The sequence below is a fragment of the Bacillus sp. ES1-5 genome, from assembly GCF_022487605.1.
In the GTDB taxonomy this organism is placed as follows: Bacteria; Bacillota; Bacilli; order Bacillales; family Bacillaceae_G; genus Bacillus_A; species Bacillus_A wiedmannii.
The window spans coordinates 137,941-155,689 of the sequence record NZ_JAKVPU010000011.1 but is presented as its reverse complement, the minus strand read 5'-3'; the positions used below and the strand labels follow the sequence as shown (position 1 = coordinate 155,689).

The 17,749-nt window shown below is 39.9% G+C and carries 23 protein-coding genes and 1 pseudogene; 6 read left to right on the top strand and 18 right to left on the bottom strand.

What is annotated here, in order from left to right:
* Positions 1-26 precede the first annotated feature (26 nt).
* On the top strand, positions 27-1,469 hold the full coding sequence (locus tag MKO96_RS25805; RefSeq protein WP_240589101.1) for an MDR family MFS transporter: 1,443 nt from the start codon (positions 27-29) through the stop codon (positions 1,467-1,469).
* 32 nt (positions 1,470-1,501) lie between these two features.
* Here MKO96_RS25805 and MKO96_RS25800 read toward each other — a convergent pair whose 3' ends face one another.
* Together MKO96_RS25800 and MKO96_RS25795 are read right to left on the bottom strand one after the other, a co-directional pair.
* Positions 1,502-1,825, bottom strand: coding sequence for an ArsR/SmtB family transcription factor (locus tag MKO96_RS25800; protein ID WP_087982497.1), 324 nt, complete (start codon positions 1,823-1,825; stop codon positions 1,502-1,504).
* Complete coding sequence (locus MKO96_RS25795; RefSeq protein ID WP_000437776.1) at positions 1,826-2,257, bottom strand: SRPBCC family protein; 432 nt, start codon at positions 2,255-2,257, stop codon at positions 1,826-1,828.
* 424 nt (positions 2,258-2,681) lie between these two features.
* Here MKO96_RS25795 and MKO96_RS25790 point away from each other — a divergent pair, with 424 nt between their 5' ends.
* Entirely contained in the window at positions 2,682-2,909 is a 228-nt protein-coding gene (locus MKO96_RS25790; RefSeq protein ID WP_140386909.1) for a DUF3973 domain-containing protein, read from the top strand.
* Positions 2,910-2,943: 34 nt separating this feature from the next.
* Here the strand turns inward: MKO96_RS25790 and MKO96_RS25785 are convergent, their stop codons facing one another.
* Positions 2,944-3,126: a sporulation protein Cse60 gene (locus tag MKO96_RS25785; RefSeq protein ID WP_000621751.1), complete on the bottom strand. Its 183-nt coding sequence runs from the start codon at positions 3,124-3,126 to the stop codon at positions 2,944-2,946.
* 1 nt (position 3,127) lies between these two features.
* On the bottom strand, positions 3,128-3,364 hold the full coding sequence (locus tag MKO96_RS25780) for a DUF2553 family protein (RefSeq protein ID WP_000533797.1): 237 nt from the start codon (positions 3,362-3,364) through the stop codon (positions 3,128-3,130).
* 255 nt (positions 3,365-3,619) lie between these two features.
* Here MKO96_RS25780 and MKO96_RS25775 point away from each other — a divergent pair, with 255 nt between their 5' ends.
* Positions 3,620-4,114: a CarD family transcriptional regulator gene (locus tag MKO96_RS25775; protein ID WP_240589100.1), complete on the top strand. Its 495-nt coding sequence runs from the start codon at positions 3,620-3,622 to the stop codon at positions 4,112-4,114.
* Positions 4,115-4,187: 73 nt separating this feature from the next.
* Here the strand turns inward: MKO96_RS25775 and MKO96_RS25770 are convergent, their stop codons facing one another.
* From MKO96_RS25770 to MKO96_RS25740, 7 genes are all read right to left on the bottom strand, one after another.
* Positions 4,188-4,973 (bottom strand): glucose 1-dehydrogenase, encoded by a 786-nt coding sequence (locus tag MKO96_RS25770; RefSeq protein ID WP_087982501.1) that lies wholly within the window; start codon positions 4,971-4,973, stop codon positions 4,188-4,190.
* A gap of 13 nt (positions 4,974-4,986) precedes the next feature.
* Entirely contained in the window at positions 4,987-5,844 is an 858-nt protein-coding gene (gene glcU / locus MKO96_RS25765) for a glucose uptake protein GlcU (protein WP_240589099.1), read from the bottom strand.
* A gap of 36 nt (positions 5,845-5,880) precedes the next feature.
* Entirely contained in the window at positions 5,881-6,300 is a 420-nt protein-coding gene (locus tag MKO96_RS25760) for a DUF3888 domain-containing protein (RefSeq protein WP_240589098.1), read from the bottom strand.
* A 93-nt stretch (positions 6,301-6,393) separates the two neighbouring features.
* The gene (gene moaD / locus MKO96_RS25755; protein ID WP_000621775.1) at positions 6,394-6,627 is read right to left on the bottom strand and encodes a molybdopterin converting factor subunit 1; all 234 of its coding nucleotides are present in this window, start codon (positions 6,625-6,627) and stop codon (positions 6,394-6,396) included.
* 2 nt (positions 6,628-6,629) lie between these two features.
* On the bottom strand, positions 6,630-7,094 hold the full coding sequence (gene moaE / locus MKO96_RS25750; RefSeq protein ID WP_087982506.1) for a molybdopterin synthase catalytic subunit MoaE: 465 nt from the start codon (positions 7,092-7,094) through the stop codon (positions 6,630-6,632).
* Entirely contained in the window at positions 7,091-7,606 is a 516-nt protein-coding gene (gene mobB / locus MKO96_RS25745; protein ID WP_000513641.1) for a molybdopterin-guanine dinucleotide biosynthesis protein B, read from the bottom strand. The genes moaE and mobB overlap by 4 nt, the downstream gene beginning before the upstream one ends.
* Complete coding sequence (locus tag MKO96_RS25740) at positions 7,576-8,865, bottom strand: molybdopterin molybdotransferase MoeA (RefSeq protein ID WP_240589097.1); 1,290 nt, start codon at positions 8,863-8,865, stop codon at positions 7,576-7,578. Before MKO96_RS25740 ends, mobB begins: the two co-directional genes overlap by 31 nt.
* An 83-nt stretch (positions 8,866-8,948) precedes the next feature.
* Between MKO96_RS25740 and moaC the strand changes: the two genes are divergently transcribed.
* Entirely contained in the window at positions 8,949-9,434 is a 486-nt protein-coding gene (moaC, locus tag MKO96_RS25735) for a cyclic pyranopterin monophosphate synthase MoaC (RefSeq protein ID WP_048562060.1), read from the top strand.
* A 37-nt stretch (positions 9,435-9,471) separates the two neighbouring features.
* Here the strand turns inward: moaC and MKO96_RS25730 are convergent, their stop codons facing one another.
* The 6 genes from MKO96_RS25730 to MKO96_RS25705 form a co-directional block, all read right to left on the bottom strand.
* A complete protein-coding gene (locus MKO96_RS25730; protein WP_240589096.1) occupies positions 9,472-10,485 on the bottom strand; it encodes a molybdopterin-synthase adenylyltransferase MoeB in 1,014 nt (337 codons plus the stop codon).
* Positions 10,486-10,501: 16 nt separating this feature from the next.
* Positions 10,502-11,515 (bottom strand): GTP 3',8-cyclase MoaA, encoded by a 1,014-nt coding sequence (moaA, locus tag MKO96_RS25725; protein ID WP_240589095.1) that lies wholly within the window; start codon positions 11,513-11,515, stop codon positions 10,502-10,504.
* Between the two features lie 174 nt (positions 11,516-11,689).
* Positions 11,690-14,407: a BclA-related collagen-like exosporium protein gene (locus MKO96_RS25720; protein ID WP_240589094.1), complete on the bottom strand. Its 2,718-nt coding sequence runs from the start codon at positions 14,405-14,407 to the stop codon at positions 11,690-11,692.
* 121 nt (positions 14,408-14,528) lie between these two features.
* On the bottom strand, positions 14,529-14,852 hold the full coding sequence (locus MKO96_RS25715) for a hypothetical protein (RefSeq protein ID WP_240589093.1): 324 nt from the start codon (positions 14,850-14,852) through the stop codon (positions 14,529-14,531).
* 20 nt (positions 14,853-14,872) lie between these two features.
* The gene (locus tag MKO96_RS25710; RefSeq protein WP_000512461.1) at positions 14,873-15,097 is read right to left on the bottom strand and encodes a spore germination protein; all 225 of its coding nucleotides are present in this window, start codon (positions 15,095-15,097) and stop codon (positions 14,873-14,875) included.
* 78 nt (positions 15,098-15,175) lie between these two features.
* A complete protein-coding gene (locus tag MKO96_RS25705) occupies positions 15,176-15,481 on the bottom strand; it encodes a rhodanese-like domain-containing protein (RefSeq protein ID WP_000141212.1) in 306 nt (101 codons plus the stop codon).
* A 199-nt stretch (positions 15,482-15,680) separates the two neighbouring features.
* Here MKO96_RS25705 and MKO96_RS25700 point away from each other — a divergent pair, with 199 nt between their 5' ends.
* On the top strand, positions 15,681-15,863 hold the full coding sequence (locus tag MKO96_RS25700) for a hypothetical protein (RefSeq protein ID WP_063222421.1): 183 nt from the start codon (positions 15,681-15,683) through the stop codon (positions 15,861-15,863).
* Positions 15,864-15,912: 49 nt separating this feature from the next.
* On the opposite strand, the gene MKO96_RS25695 is transcribed toward MKO96_RS25700, so the two are convergent.
* Entirely contained in the window at positions 15,913-17,037 is a 1,125-nt protein-coding gene (locus MKO96_RS25695) for a homoserine O-acetyltransferase family protein (RefSeq protein WP_240589092.1), read from the bottom strand.
* 152 nt (positions 17,038-17,189) lie between these two features.
* On the opposite strand from MKO96_RS25695, the pseudogene MKO96_RS25690 reads away from it, so the two are divergent.
* Positions 17,190-17,749, top strand: a pseudogene (locus MKO96_RS25690) (spore germination protein); the annotation flags it as partial.

Here is a 17,749-nt window from a genome sequence, read left to right as displayed (position 1 = left end):
TTTAAAAAAGGGTAAGGGGAAAAAATATGAGAAAAAAAGTCATGATGTCTTTAATGCTAATGACGTTTCTTTCTGCGGTAGAAGGAACGATTGTTAGTACAGCGATCCCTCGTATAACGAGTGATTTGTCAGGCGTCGAACTTGTTAGTTGGGTATATGCAATTTATATGCTTGCAACAGCTGTTTCGACTCCAATATACGGAAAGCTTGCTGATTTATTCGGCCGTAAAAAAGTTTTGCTCATCGGAGCTACAATCTTCTTAATTGGTTCTGCACTTTGCGGAGTCGTTACGTCAATGGAACAATTAATCTTCTTCCGTGCTCTTCAAGGTATAGGTGCTGGTGCTGTTATGCCGATCACAATGACGATTATTGGCGACTTATATAGTGAAGCGAGAGACCGTGCGAAAGCACAAGGCTGGATGAGTGCCGTTTGGGGGGTATCTGGCGTTATCGGGCCGTTAGTAGGTGGTTTTTTAGTTGATTCTCTTTCTTGGCGCTATATTTTCTTCTTAAACGTTCCTTTCGGAATTATCGCTTGCTTAATGTTTGCCACTTCTTATAAGGAATCTGTTAAGTCTGCCGCCAAGCAGCATATCGACTACCTTGGTGCGACAATCTTCTCATTAAGTACAATTGCTTTACTATACGCATTATTAACAGGTAGCAGTAAGCAAAACTGGGGAGACATTACAATCATCGGTCTATTAATCTTTGCGGCTGTGTCATTCATTATTTTCTTATACATCGAGAAAAAATCTCCGGAACCATTAATTCCGCTAGCACTTTTCTCTAACCGTACATTATCTACAATAAACATCTTAACTCTTATTGCCGGTGCGATGATTATTAGTATTACAATGTACCTTCCAATTTGGAGCCAAGGTGTATTAGGAAAAAATGCGACAGAAGCTGGACTCATTTTAATGCCAATTCCTGTTATGTGGACGTTCGGTGCTATGTTCTCCGGTAACTTAGTTGGCAAATTACAAACGAAACAAATTATTTTACTTGGAGCTAGCATTTTATCAGTTGCTACCTTTTTATTATTTACATTGTCAACAAATTCACCATCGTTCCTTATTTATGTTGCAGTCGGATTATTCGGCTTAGGCATGGGGCTTGTGACACCTATTTACATGGTAACAATTCAAGCAGCCGTACCAGCTCATACGCGCGGAACAGCAGTCGGTTTAAACACATTTATTAATACATTTAGTCAAACGTTAGGTGCTGCAATTTTTGGCACAATCTTTAATACGATGATTCATGCACGTGGTATTCAAAACCTTGATCTTGTATCTGGTGGCGGACACGGAGGAACTACAGCAAACGTAGTAACCGAATCGCAAGAGGCATTAGCATCAAGTGTACACGTCATTTATATGAGTACTTTCGTATTAGCAGTATTTACACTAATTATCGCTTGGATTTTATTAAAACCAGCTACACAAACAAGTGAGCAATAATAAAGAGGATGACCATTTCGGTCATCCTCTTTTTACTCTTCATTCTCCACAATATGTTTCAGCATGGACAATTTATTATCCCAAAAACGTTCATAATACGAGAGCCACTGTTGTAATTCCTCTAATGGTTCTGGATGCAAACGATATATCTTCTCTCTTCCGCTTTTTGTTCCGCTTACTAAATTCGCTTCTGAAAGAATATGAAGGTGCTTTACAACCGCAGTACGACTCATCGGAAAATGATCCGTTATTTTGGAAATCGGTAACTCTTTATCACTTAATAACCGTATTACTTCTCGGCGGGTTGGATCAGCAATTGCTTGAAATACATCATATTTCGCTGCTGATGAGGACACTTAGCCTTCAACAACCTTTTTCAGTTTTTCATTTACAATCGCTACCCAGCCCCCGCTCATTCTATCGCGAATAATAGAGCTCTTCGCATTCGCTTTCGGAAGAATTTCATCAGGATGTTTCCAGCCGCCGTGAATTAACGTAAATTCTGTTTTATTATCTCCTAGGTCTTTCAGATTAAATGAAACAACCCAGCCATCTGTATCCCATGAGAAAGATAGATGGTTTGGTTCATCAATTTCTAACACTTTACATGGTGATGGTCCAAATGGTGATTGCACATGAAATTCATGTCCTACCTCTAATACAAAATCATTTGGCATAAACCATGACGCAATCCCTTCTGCAGTTGATACTACATTCCATACTTTTTGAATAGACGCGTTAAAAACGATCGTTTGTTTAATATCAGTTAATGTATTTTGTTGTTCCATTTTCATTCTCCTTTATTCGGTATTAAAACATAACACCTTTTGGTTACATTTAGATGATATAACACCTTTTGATTTTATGTCAACGCTAATTCTTTTTTACTGTTGAGAAATTCTCAACATTTTTTCAACAGGACAAACACCCTCTGAGCATTTCCTCATAATATACTCACAAAGGCAACAAAAAATAAAAACTTCTCTCAATATGAAACTCCATCATTCATCTTGAAAGAAGAGCCTTACGTGTATCTTGCGTATTTCGTCCCTCCTCCTTCCCTCAGGGACACTACGCGAGATATGAAAAATCAGAAGGAATATGCCCACCATTTGAGTAGGTAGTTATTTCTCTTCTCCTCAACATTTCCTTAGGAGCGAAATGACTACCCCCTCACTTTTTTCAAACAAAAATAAAAAGGGGATGAAAGCTATGTTCTATTGCATTAATTGCTCTGACATTCACCATGAAAAACATCCGAATGATAAAGTATTCAAAAACGGTTTTTATATCGATCCATTTTTAGGTGATCGTTATCACCTTGGTATGTGTACAGATGCCCATAACCATGAAACAGGGGCGCCTCTTTTAGCGACAAAGAAATTAGGCACAACTCAATCTATTATGAACGTATTACCGACACATGTTGTCCCAACATAAAACATAAAAAAGAGCTGGCTCACCCAGCTCTTTTTTATGCTTTATAAACAATCATTGCTGAAAAACAATAAATTTGGTTTTCGTCATCGTTAATAGAAACACCGACTTGGTACTTAATATCTACAAAGTTACTATCATCAATCTTTTTCAAGAAAACATTTACAGCGTCTTCTAAGTCTTTTTCGTGACTTTCATCAAACACTTTCACACGAATCATGTTAACACCATCCTAGATCGCAGCCCTCCGCCGCTTGATTATTGCCACGGTGCGTATCTATGATGCGATAAAATTTTCCGTCTTCATATATATATCCGTCTTCTAACACATATTGTTTACCTTCAGTATAGACATAAAACTTACCTATCATAAATTTACTCGTATATAATTCCAAACAATCTGGTCTAAATTTAGCTACAACTTTATTTGTAATATCAATTTTTATTGTGCGCCCCACCTTCTCTCCCTCCCTTGCAAAGAACGGATTTAGGTATATTGTATTAGCGCTTTTACATTTTATGCTTAAAAATAAGTGGATATGCCTTCTTTCTTCACCTGTACTATTTTTCTAAAAAAATCATCAATACGTAAGAACGAAAAAATATATAAAAAAAAGAGTTTTTACTTATTGACTATAACATTAACATTATGGTATTATATAAAATTTGACATTTTTATAAACTTATGCTATCATTAAAGGTGGTTACCACATATGGAGGTGGATGATTTGTTTCAAATTGGTGATAAAATCGTTTATCCAATGAACGGCGCAGGAGTCATCGAAGCCATTGAAGAGAAAGAAATATTAGGAACAACACGTCAATATTGTGTGATACGTATCATTAGTAAAGACATGCAAATAATGCTTCCTATGGATCAATTACAAAAATCAGGTATTCGTTATATCGTAGATAAAGGTACGTTAGATGGTATACTTCTTGAATTTCAAAACGGGGAATCAGACACATCACTTTCCTGGAAACAGAGATATACAATGAATATGGAAAAAATGAAAAACGGCAATCTGCAAGATAGTGCAGAAGTCGTTCGCGATTTACTTCGCCGTAATAAAGAGAGAGCATTAAATGCGAGCGAAAAACAAATGCTAGATAATGCACGAAAAATGATGATTAGCGAAGTTGCTCTCGTGCAAAATGTTTCTGAACATCAAGCAACAGCATTTCTTCAAGATACAATTAATCATTAAATTTAAAATAGCCGACCGCTATTTTTTTTTGCAGAAAAAAGGACAAAGAGATAAAACTCTTTGTCCTTTTATATTATCCTCGCCCTGCTTGAAACGATGGATATAACGTCATTCCACCATCTGCAAATAAAGTAATTCCTGTTACGTAACTCGCCTCTGAGGAAGCGAGCCACGTTGCGACTGCTGCAATTTCTTCCGGTTTTCCGATGTAGCCCATCGGTATCATACTTTCTACGTCAGCACGTTTTTTAGGATCCGCAAACTTCTCTGCATTAATTGGCGTATTTATTGCACCTGGACCAATATTATTTACGCGAATGCCTTTTGGTGCGTATTCTAGCGCTAACGTTTCTGTCATCAGTTTAATGCCGCCCTTACTAGCTGCATAGTGCACAAATAGCGGCCACGGGATTTTCTCGTGAACACTCGACATATTAATGACAGAACCTTTAATATCATGTTCTACAAAATATTTAATCGCTTCTCGGCTTCCTAAAAAAGCACCTGTTAAGTTTGTATTGATTACTTTATTCCAATCTTCTAGCGGCATTTCATGCGATGGTATCGCATTTTCTATCCCTGCATTATTAATCATAACGTCAAGCGTACCAAACTCTTTCACAGCAGATTGAATGAGGTTCACAACGTCAGCTTCAACCGTCACATCACCTTTTACAGCAATCGCTTCTCCGCCTACTTTTTTAATTTCTTCTAATACATCATGCGCTTCTGACTCTCGCGAGCGATAGTTAATTACTACTTTTGCGTTTTCCTTAGCAAACCTTACTCCCATCGCTCTTCCAAGACCAGTTGCTGACCCTGTAATAACGACAACTTTTCCAGCTAAATCACTATACATTTCAATACCTCCTTTAACTTTTTGCAACACCTAACATAATTCCCGCCGCGATAATAAAAACGATACCGACGACAATACCCGTTAATTGACGTTTCGTTTTCTTTTCACCTAATATAAGAATCCCGCCAAGCGTTGAAATAATAATTCCCATTTGCGATAGCGAGAAACTAGTTGCCACTCCAACACGCGGCTGCGAAATGAATAAAAACATATTTCCAGCTGCCCAAATTAATCCTGGGATAATATTTCGTAGTGCATATTTATTAAATGGATGATGTTTAAATGTAAGCAAAATGCCCCCTAACACCATACCGACTGCTTGTGGCAATAAAGCTGACCAACCATCTACGTTAAATAGTCTAATCACTACTACGTAAACTAAATAGCCGACTGTTGAAATCAATAAAATGATAATGCCCCTTTTAAAATTCCCCGCCTGCTCTGCACTCTTTTCTTCTTCACTTTGAAGTGATGTTAAAATAACACCGATAATAATACAAACGAGAGCCAAAACGCCAAGGACGACTGATATTGTCGTGGACCACTCATGAAATACGATGACTCCAAATAAAGTCGTCGCAACTAATTGAAGTCCTGTTGAAATGGGCATCGTTCTCGAAACACCCATTAAATCAATACTTTTTAATTGATTCGCCTGACCAAGTGCCCAAAATAAACCTGACACAATTCCAACTCCGATAATAGTAGGAGTCAATACGGGCTTCATAAAAATATAAACAACAATTGAGAAAATAAGTGCACCAAACGTTGTACCGAGCGTTTGACTATACGGTCCTCCGCCCAGTTTCACGTTAAATAGCACAATACTTCCCCAAAATATAGCCGGTAAAATCGCTAAAAGTATGTCCATCGCTCATTACCTTTCTTTACTAAATTTCATAGGTGATCACTCTGAATCATTAGAGTGAGCTTTTATCTTTTCTTTTTCCCGTTCACAAACTTTTTCTGCAATAGCACCAGGAACATTCTTTTCTCGTTCCACCTTCTTTATCTTTACGTGATCTAAATGATCTTCCAAAGTAAGTGTAACTTTATCATTCGGCGGATTATGTGCACCTTGGAACGTAAGAAATTGTAGCGTAATTTCAAATCTAGGAACGAACTCACCGTTCTTGCCGAGACGCTTTATATTTATAACGGAAGCACATTCATATTGATCTTCTGTCACTTGTCTAATAACTGAATAGTACCTATTCGATAATGCACTCTCTAACAGCTGTTCCCTCGATTCTTTCGCCAAAGAATCACTTGGGGAAGAGAAGAAGACCGAACATATCATTGTAATAACTACACATATTTTTTTCATAATACCCTCCTTGTTCTATAAATTAGTGTTCGCAAAACTGCCATAAAAAAACGACTTCCCCTATATAGGAAAGTCGTTTTAATGAATCCAATATTAACCACCGCTTACTGGTGGGATTAGTGCAACAACATCACCATCCCGAATCGTGTCATCTTCATTTGCGTATTCTTCATTAATCGCAACCATAGTTGATGCTGTCACTGGTACATTATATTCTTTAGCAACAACATCTTTTAACTCTGCAACCGTAATATTTTCTTTCTCTATTTGTAATTCACTTGTTCCTGCTTCTTCTTGCAAGTGCGCAAATAACAATACTCGAATCATACTTATAGCTCCTTCCCAGGCTCTCCCGCCGGATATGGTGTTTTTTCTAATTGATCACCAATCCATGAGTCTCCATCTTCCCAAAACTCCTTTTTCCAAATCGGAACAATTTGTTTTATGCGTTCCATAATATACTCATTCGCCTCATAGGCCGCTTTACGATGCGGTGTTGAAACAGCAACAACAACCGCGATATCAGAAATTTGCAGTGTACCGATGCGATGTGTAATCGCAACGTGTGTACCTGGCCACTTCTCTTTCACTTCTGAGCCAATTTTCTCTAGCATCTTTTCTGCCATCGTTTTATAAGCGACATATTCTAAGTATAATGTACGACGCCCTTTCGTAAACTCCCTAACCGTTCCAATAAATGTTGTAACAGCACCGCATTCGCGGCGAATAACCTTCTTCGCTACCTCTTCAATCGAGATTTCTGTATCAATTATTTCATAATACGTATTTGTCATTTCGTACTCCTTACCGTTTGTATAAACCAGTCTATATACAACTCTTCTTCTGTTATATGAAATACTTTATATTCTTCTCGTAAGTTTGCGGGAGCATCATGCCACGTAATAACGGCTACTATATTTTCTACTTTATGTAAAAGTTCAACGTCTTCCGCAGAACGAAGTAACACTACTTTCGGATAGCTCTCTTTTTTATAGCCCTCTATTAAAATTGTATCCACTTCAAAAAACTCATATAAGCGAATAATTTCTTGCAAGGACCATTCCTCTCTTAATGACGACAGTGAAAGTAATCCAGCGCCTTCTACACTACTAACAACAGCACCAGCCTTTCGGTGCCTTTCACTATCTTTTTGCGCTACTTCTGGAAAACCTCCGTGCCCGTGATGCTTAATTGTAGCAACTTTCATTTTGCGTTCAGCTAATGCGTACACAATTTTCTCAACAAGCGTTGTTTTTCCGCTATTTTGATACCCTACTATTTGTAAGATTGAAGGGGCTTTGCCCATGGCCACTCACATCCCTCGGCGTGCTCTAACAACAATACAGATACTTTCATCCCTGCTTCAAATCCTCTCGTTCCTCCAGGCAACACAATAAAAGCATTCGCATCGGCAAGTGAAGAGACCGCACTCGATTTATCTAAGCCGATCGGCATCGTTTGTAATGCTCCGTCCACGATTGTCACCTTTGCTCTTACAAAGCGAGTAAACGGATTTGGCTTCGGAAAATCCGTTTGCAAAATAGCATCTGCTCTATATACGTGAGGTTCTTTCGCGTACAAATATGTTTTTATAACCGGATGCACAAATAGCTCAAAGCCTACGTAGCAAGCTGACGGATTTCCTGATAAACCGAAAAGTAACTTTCCCTCAACTTCAGCTACTGTCGTTACACTTCCTGGTCTCATCGCTATTTTATTAAAGAGTACATTCGCCTGTAATCTTTCATAAATAGCTGGCAAGTAGTCATAATCTCCTACCGACACACCGCCTGTCGTAATTAAAATATCAACCTCATCCATCGCCGATTGAACAGCGGCGAAACATGCATCTAACTCGTCGGCAAGTTGACCATAATAACGAACTTTCCCTCCGGCTTTCATAATTTGAGCTGCAATCATATACGAGTTACTATTTCTAATTTTCCCCGGCTGTAACGACTCATGTACTTCTAGCAGTTCACTTCCTGTCGTCACAATACCAACAACAGGCTGTTTTACAACTTTCACAGTACTATATCCAAACGTCGCTAATAAGGCGGCAACACCTGGATTGATTGCAACGCCTTTCTTAACGAGAACTTGATTTCGTTTTATATCTTCGCCTTTAAATGACACATTGTCACCACTATTAAAAGGACGCTTTACCTTCATATATGTTTTTCCGTTCTTCTCAAAACCTTCCGTCAGCTCTAGCATTACGACTGCATTACAACCCTCTGGAATAGCTGCTCCCGTCATAATACGAACCGCTTTAAAAGGCCCTACTTCATCTAAAAAAACAGATCCCGCCCCGATTTCCCCTATTACTTCAAATTCAACTGAATTCTCTTGATTCGCTTCTTTCGTATCTTCTGCTCGAATTGCGAAACCATCGTAAGGAGAACGATCAAAATGAGGAACGTCATGATCAGAGACAATATCCTCCCCAAGAATTCTCCCGTAACTTTCCGTAATAGAAACCTCTTCTACTTCACCATTCTTCGCATATTCCATTACTCTCTCTACTGCCTCAGCAACTTGAATTGGAATTCGTTTTTCTACCATCGTTTCTCACCTCATATTTGCAATTTTTTTTATCTCGATTAAACTTTATATATTAAATAGAAATTACTTCAAGGAGGAATTCCATGTCTTCATTCACACACTTTAATGACCAAGGGCGCGCGAAGATGGTTGATATAAGTGACAAAAAAGCAACCGTTCGAACAGCAATTGCGTGCTCTAGCATTGTCGTTACAAAAGAAATTTACGATAAAATCTCTCACAATAAAATTGGGAAAGGTGACGTACTAGCAGTTGCACAAATCGCAGGTATTATGGCTGCGAAACGTACTTCTGATATTATCCCAATGTGCCATCCTTTATTATTAAAAGGTGTTGACGTTTCTTTCGATTGGAAACAATCCGAAGAACAATATCGATTACTTATTGAAGTAAAAGTTAAAACAGAAGGTAGCACCGGTGTTGAAATGGAAGCTTTAACAGCTGCTTCCGCTACAGCTCTTACTGTGTACGATATGTGCAAAGCTGTTGATAAAGGTATGATTATTGGCGAAACATATTTATTTGAAAAAACAGGTGGAAAAAGTGGAGATTATACGAGAAAGTCTTAATCTTCTCTCTGTTGAACCTAAAGGGCTCCCTTTAGGTTCAGCCTATATATCTTGCATATAAACGTTTTGCTACATTTATATCATTCGTCCCATGAATAAAGGCCCTGCCATCTGTAAATAAAACAAAACGAAATTCCTCTACCCGAAATGATAATAAATACGGAGTAGCTTTTACATCCACGCTTCTTTGTAAGCGCTTTTTAATTTCTTCTAAATTAAATTCATTCCGCACACCTGGACGGATTTGTACTGTATTTCGGCCACATAACACTTCTGTTTTCGTTTGTGCTTCAAATGTTAAACTCGGATATGTACGTAATCTTCCGCAAGATAAACATGTGTCTTTTTTCTGCCTATTCACTTTAAATGCCATCTGTTGATTATTCCAAAGATCAAACGATAACATCGTTTCGCGAAGCGCTCCATAGTCTTCTACTAATATTTTCAGCGCTTCCGTTATTTGATGTGCAACTACTAATTGCACGGCCGGCTGTATAATACCCGCCGTATCACATGTTGCCCCGCTCGCTGGATGTTCCATTAAACAGCGGAAACACGGTGTTTTTCCTGGTAAAATTGTATACGTTACTCCGTAGCTTCCGACACAACCACCATATATCCACGGAATATTATACTTTTGTGAAATATCATTAATAAGAAGACGTGTTTCAAAATTATCTGTCGCATCTAATATTAAATCTACATCATTCACTAACGCTTCCATTTCTTGCACTGTTACATCAGTCACAACCGGATTTATTTTCACCTCAGAATTAATCGCTTGTAAATGCTCTGCTGCTGCTACCGCCTTTGGTTTATACTGCTTTGCATCTTCTTCTGTATATAATTGTTGTCTTTGTAAATTACTCCATTCTACATAATCACGATCCGCAATTGTTATTTTGCCAACACCTGCTCTAACAATTGCTTCTGCATTCGCTGCACCGAGAGCACCAGCGCCGATAATAAGCACATGCTTCTCTCTAATTTTTCTCTGTCCTTCTTCTCCAACACCAGAAAATAATATTTGTCTTGAATATCGCTCCTGCATACGATAGCCCCCTTTCTTATCCTCCTATATAAGACATTTCAATTTTCGGACGATTCTTTGCACTTTCTTCTGTCCGTTCATCCGAATACCTGTCTTTTCTATTCATCCATACACCTTGTATAACGCTTACTAACTCATCATCCGAAAGATTTCCTCTAAGAAGTTCCCTTACATCCAATCCTTCTGTCGCAAATAAGCAAGTATAAAACTTTCCATCTGCCGAAATTCTCGCTCTCGTACAAGAGGAACAAAATGACTCTGAAACAGAAGTAATAAAACCGACTTCGACATTTGTTCCAACGTAACGATATCGCTTCGCAACTTCACCGAAATAATGCGCTTCAGCTGGCTCAAGTGGATACACACTATGAATCATCTCAATTAACTCTCGCTTTGTAACGACTTGGTCAAAGTTCCATCCATTTGTACTACCAACATCCATAAACTCAATAAACCTAAGTGTGATTCCTTGCTCTTTAAAATAAGCAGCCATCGGAAGTACTTGATGGTCATTCACCCCTTTTTTCACAACCATATTTACCTTTACATCAAGCCCGGCCTCTTTTGCAGCCATAATTCCCTTTATAACAGGTTTCGTATTGATATTACGGCCATTAATGCCCTTAAATACATCGTCATCTATTGCATCCAAACTAACATTTACTCTATGTAATCCAGCTTCTTTTAATGCTTTTGCTTGTTTCGTTAAATGAATTGCATTTGTCGTTAACCCTATATCTACTAACCCTTCAATTTTCACGAGACGTGCAATAAGTTTTGTTAAATCTTTACGCAACAGTGGCTCGCCACCAGTAAGTCTAATTTTTCGTACACCGATGCTAACAAATAGTTTTGCCAAAAGTTCAATTTCATCAAACGTCAGTAAAAACTCATCTTTCAAAAAAGCATAATCTGGCCCAAAGACTTCCGCTGGCATACAATATGTACATCTAAAATTACAACGATCAATGACAGATATGCGCAAATCTTGAAGTGGGCGTCCAAAAAAATCTGTAACCATCTCCTGCATCGCCACCCTCCCTTTCTGCCAAATTTCTCTCTTTTCATTCTATTATAATATATTTTCGAACTGCGATGTTTTTGCTCAAGTGAATAAAGTGAAACTTTATTAATCAATGAGACTACATACAAATAATGAGATAAAAAACCTTGAAGCATAAAAGCCCCCAAGGTTTTCTTCTTCTTAACTTAATCTAATAATCGTTAGAGTAGCCCCTGGTGTTGTCGTAGATAATGTAGCTATTGCAATTAATCCAAATAACTGCAGACTAATAGCGGCTCCAGCAGGCAAGTTAGCAATTATTGGTGCACTAAATGAACCAGTAGCCAATGTCGGAGAGTTTATCGTTCCCGCAAGCGGACTGCCATTTACGGTTATACGAGAACTTACAACTAATCCTGCCGTTAGATTAATTGTATAGGCTATATAATAATTCCCTGCATTCGCAACTGTAAATACAGTATTTCCACCACTAACGGTTATTCCTGGTCCAATATTTTGATTGTTCGGTAATGGAATATTCGTACCACCTAATAAAACGGAAATAGCGGTTCCTGATGTATTATTCGCAAATGCATACGTTGCAGTTGTACTAACTCCAGTCACTCCGGTCGCTCCAGTGGCTCCGGTTGCTCCCGCTCCAGTTGGACCTGTTGGACCTTGAATTCCTTGTGAACCGGTTGGACCAGTGTCCCCTGTTGGACCTTGTGCTCCGGTTGCTCCTGTATCCCCTGTTGGACCTTGTGGACCTTGTAACCCTTGCACTCCTTGCGGACCAGTTGGACCTATTTCGCCTTGCACTCCTTGAATTCCAGTTGGGCCTTGTGGACCGGTCGGACCCTGTATCCCTTGTATCCCTTGTATCCCCTGTGGACCTTGTGCCCCAGTGGCTCCGGTTGCTCCTTGAATTCCTTGCGGACCTTGTTCTCCTTGGATTCCTTGTGGGCCGGTTGGACCTTGGATTCCTTGTGGGCCTTGAATCCCTTGCGGACCTTGTTCTCCTGTTGCCCCCGTTACTCCTTGGATCCCTTGCGGACCTTGAACTCCTTGTGGGCCGGTTGGACCTATGTCACCTTGCACTCCTTGAATTCCTTGTGGGCCTTGTAAACCCGTAACTCCGGTTGCTCCCGTTTCTCCTGTCGCTCCTGTCACTCCAGTTGAGCCCGTTGCTCCGGTATCTCCTGTTACCCCTGTCGCTCCGGTTGCTCCTGTCGGTCCAGGTGGTCCACCTGATGGACCAGTCACTCCCGTCGGACCTGATGGACCTGTTGGGCCAGTCGGTCCGGCTGGTCCTCCAGAAGGACCAGTTATCCCTGTTGGACCGGTTACTCCCGTTGGGCCTGTAGTTCCTTCCCCTGTCGCACCCGTTGTACCGGTATCTCCTGTTGCTCCTGTTGGACCTTGGACTCCTTGAATTCCCTGTGGCCCCTGCACTCCTTGCGCACCCGTCGGTCCTTGTATTCCTTGAATACCTTGCACTCCCTGTGCTCCCATTGGACCTGTTGGGCCAATCGCTCCTTGAGCACCTTGAACACCTTGCGGGCCCTCTGGACCTGTTGCACCTATATTCCCTTGTACACCTTGAATTCCAGTTGCTCCTTGTGCTCCTGTTGCTCCGGTTATACCTTGAGGTCCTATAGCCCCCTGTATACCTTGTTGACCTTCTGGACCGGTTGCTCCTATTGGCCCTTGAATTCCCTGTATACCTTGCGGACCCTCTGGACCTGTTGCTCCAGCTGGTCCTGGCACTCCTTGTATTCCTTGCGGGCCCTGAAGTCCCTCTGGACCCTCTGGACCTGTTGGTCCTATATCACCCATCGGTCCTTGAATCCCTTGAACACCTTGTGGTCCCGTTGCTCCTGATGGACCTGGTACTCCTTGAATACCTTGTGGGCCTTGATCTCCTGTTGCTCCCGTTACTCCTTGAGGCCCTATAGCCCCCTGTATCCCTTGTGGACCTTGATCTCCTGTTGCTCCTGTTACTCCTTGAATTCCCTGAACTCCTTGTATTCCTTGTTCACCAGTTATTCCTGTCGGACCAGGAATACCTTGAATCCCCTGTGGTCCTTCTGGACCTGTTGGGCCAATCGGACCTTGGATACCTTGAATTCCTTGTAGCCCCTGCGCACCTGTTGCTCCTATACTTCCCGTCGGACCAGTAATCCCCTGACCTGTTGCTCCAGTATTTCCAGTTGCTCCCGTTACTCCAGTCGCACCTGTACTTCCACTCGGGCCACCACCCGGACCTGTCGCACCTGTTGCCCCCGTTGGACCAGGAGGTCCTCCAGATGGTCCAGTTATCCCTGTTGGACCTGTTATTCCAGTCGGACCCGTTGTCCCCTGACCAGTTACTCCTGTTGGACCAGTACTTCCACTCGGGCCTTGCACTCCTTGTATCCCTTGCGCTCCTTGTATTCCTTGTGGACCAGTTACTCCTGGTACCCCTTGCACACCTTGAATTCCTTGGGGGCCCTCAGGTCCAGTAGCCCCAATCGGACCTTGTAGCCCTTGTACTCCCTGTATTCCTTGTGCTCCAGTTGGACCGGTTGGACCAATCGGTCCTTGTAACCCTTGCACTCCTTGAGGTCCTGTCGCTCCAGTTTCTCCTTGCGGCCCCCTTAACCCTTGTGGACCCTGCTGTCCTTCTGGTCCAGTTGCACCCATTTGTCCAACTGGTCCTTGTATCCCTTGCACACCTTGAGGTCCTGTCGGGCCCATCTCCCCCATCGGACCTTGTAATCCTCTCGGTCCTTGTGGGCCAGTCGGGCCTTGTGGACCGGTTGGACCTGTAATCCCTATACCCGTAAATCCCGTTGGAACAGGAGGAAAAGTAGGTCCAATAAGATTTGGTGAAATTCTGAAATTAGAATTTAATGAATTTTGTTTATCGCGCCCTTTCACACTTTCACCACCTACACACCATCTTTTTTACATCAAACAAACCTCTTCTTTTTAATATGTATTTACAAAAACAATCTCAAAGACTATTTTTATTTTTAATAATAAAAACTCCCTTAATTCCTTAAGGGAGTCCAGCAACTGAATCCATATTATCTGTATTAGGGACAGCTTGTGCTATACTCGATGTATTTACACTTTGCCCCGTATTTGTTCCCGTTAAAGTACCAGCAGGAGTACCTCTTGTATATGTTGTCGTAACAGAATCTCCCGGCTGTAAACAGAGCTTCGTCTCCGTCCCTATTACTGTAACAACGTCAATCCAAGTGCACCCCATTGAGCCACTATACGATTTCGAAGCGGTAAATGACGTATCACTCAAATTATCACCAGTAAATATATTCCCAGTGTTATTCACAATAACAAACTCTTTTATATGAGCAGGCATAATCACACTCTACCTTTCCTCTATGAACCTAATGTACGTGTACTCGTTGCTAATGGCGGAAGAAATACTGATGTTCGAATCACCGCTTCTGGCTGCCTTTTCCCATTTAAAAAAATAGCCGCACTCGATCCTCCAGCACCTGCGTATATTTTTGCTACAGCTAAAGGTGAGATATCATAACAGTCACCAACATTAACAGCCCCTGTATTATTAATAATTTTTACTTTCCGCAAGTTAATCCCCATTTACCTATCCCCCTTTTGTACACTGTATGCAAAAGAAAAAAACTTGAAACAGACTCGTTTCAAGTTTTTAACTATTAACTATTTCGTTTCACCTTCATATTGAAGCATTCCGCCAACCATATTTACTGTTTTAAATCCTTGTTCATTTAAATAATGGCATACATTTTCACTGCGCATTCCCGAACGACAAATAAAGATATATTCATTCTCTTTATCAAAGAAATCTACTTTATTTGGGATATCACCCATTTTAATATGTACAGCTTCTGGAATTTTTCCTGCTGCTACTTCTTCATCTTCTCTTACGTCTACTAAAAATAACGTTTCTCCATTTTCTAAACGCTCTTGCACTTCTTCTGTAGTAATTGTTTTAACTTCTGTCATATGTCGTTCCTCCTTATATACAATAAAACCTTTAGTCTCTTCCTTAAACAAGCATATCTAGTCAATTTTAGCATGCGAAAGAAAGAACGCAAAGAATGGAAATTTTATTTCTCAATTTTCCCGCAAAACTTATTCTTTACAAACATAACTCGTGCATTGTATCCTCAATATACTTGTTTTATGAAAGGAGCCAATGAAAATGACACTTTTTCTTTTCATTATGGGCATCATTTTCTTAATCATTGCAATTATTGCTCTTAGTATGAAAAATAATAAAAAGATAAAATCACCACAAGAAATGTCATTCTTATTTCTATTGCTTAGTATCGCATTCTTCGGTATAGCAATTGCCACATATATTTTCCGTCTACAAATCATGTAAAAAAAGGTGCCTACTACATACATCGCACCTTTTTCACACCATTTATTTTCTACGCAAAACTAGATACTTTCCGATTTAAAAACTCATGCAATTTCTTTTCAAATAAATGAATATCAAATGCTCCCGCCATATGCCCATTTATACTTTCTATCTCATACACTTCCGCATATTTCCCCTGTTTTTGCAAAATGTCTACCATTTTATAATTATAACGTGACGGCTGAAGCAAATCTTGTTTACACGGAATCATAAGTACATTTGCTTCTATGTTAGAAAGCGCCTCTTCTAAAGACGAAAATCCATGCGCAATATCATGTAATAAAACTGCTTTCGCAGTGTATATCCATGAATTTGCATCTACTAACTCTATACTTCTATATGTCACTTTATTTATTTCTTTCTCAAATGATGTTAATGTAGAAACCTTTTCATAAGGGTCTACTTCTATACTATTACGAGGGAATGTTGTTTCATAAAAATGCTCATCAAATGCGTTCATAAACATCATTCTATTTGCTAAATGAAGTCCCTTCATTGGCTGCTCTTCTCCATATTTTCCGCCCTTCCAACTTGGATCCAGTTGAATAGCCTCAATTGCATTTTGTGCTACATTTACCGACGTAATAATTGGATTTTGCGGATTCGTAATAACACCAATCATCCGCTCTACCATATGAGGATAATGAACAGCCCATTGCTGCGCAATCATCCCGCCAGCTGACGGTCCCATTACAGCATGTAACCTTGAGATTCCCATATCTTTTATTAACTCATATTGCATACGAGCTACATCAAGAAATGTAAAAACCGGAAAATCCATCGCATATTCATCTCCAGTTTTCGGATGAATCGATTTCGGTCCCGTTGTAAACACATAAGGGTTCTTCACCTGCACATTACAAAGATTATCAGTGCATATAACAAAATATTTATTTGTATCAATTGCTTTTCCTGGTCCAATTAAACCATCCCACCAACCAGACTCCTCATCATGCGCTGTATATTTTCCTGCCGCATGACTCGTTGCACTAAAATAATGGCATACCAAAATCGCATTTGACCTTTCTCTATTTAAAGTACCATACGTCTCATACCCCATTTGAACAGGAATTCCCCTACCATTTTCAAACGTAAATTCTTTTAAAATAAACTTCTCTTTTTTTACAATTTGCACAGACTCTCCCTCTCCCCGTTATAGTATGAACTGCTTACTACATGTTTTTTTCTACGTAAACCAAACTCCTTCTTCTTTTCATAAATAAATGAATAATATACAAAATTAGCCACAAAATAGCACTATATTACACAATCAAAGAGGGAATACATATGATTTGGAATTGGCTACGTAAGAAAAAAAAATCAAATACGACAGAGAAAAACGAAACAGATAACTCGGAGCAACAGCCTAGTAATCAAGAGGATGAGAAAAAAGAACAGACTAGAAGTATGAAACATAATAAAGATAGCAATGACGAGCAACAAAAAGAGGAACACAAGGAGTCTTCCCAGAATCAGCAGCAACACTCTAAACAAGATAATTCAGCTCAGAATCAGCAGCAAAGCTCTAAGCAAGGCGACTCCGATCAGAAGCAACAACAAAATTCTAAACAAGACGACTCCGATCAGAAGCAACAACAAAATTCTAAACAAAACGACTCCGATCAGAAGCAACAACAAAATTCTAAACAAAACGACTCCGATCAGGAGCAACAACAAAATTCTAAACAGGGTAACTCGGATCAGAAGCAACAACAAAATTCTAAACAGGGTAACTCGGATCAGAAGCAACAACAAAATTCTAAACAAAATGACTCAGATCAGAATCAGCAACAAAATTCTAAACAAGACGACTCCGATCAGAAGCAACAACAAAATTCTAAACAGGG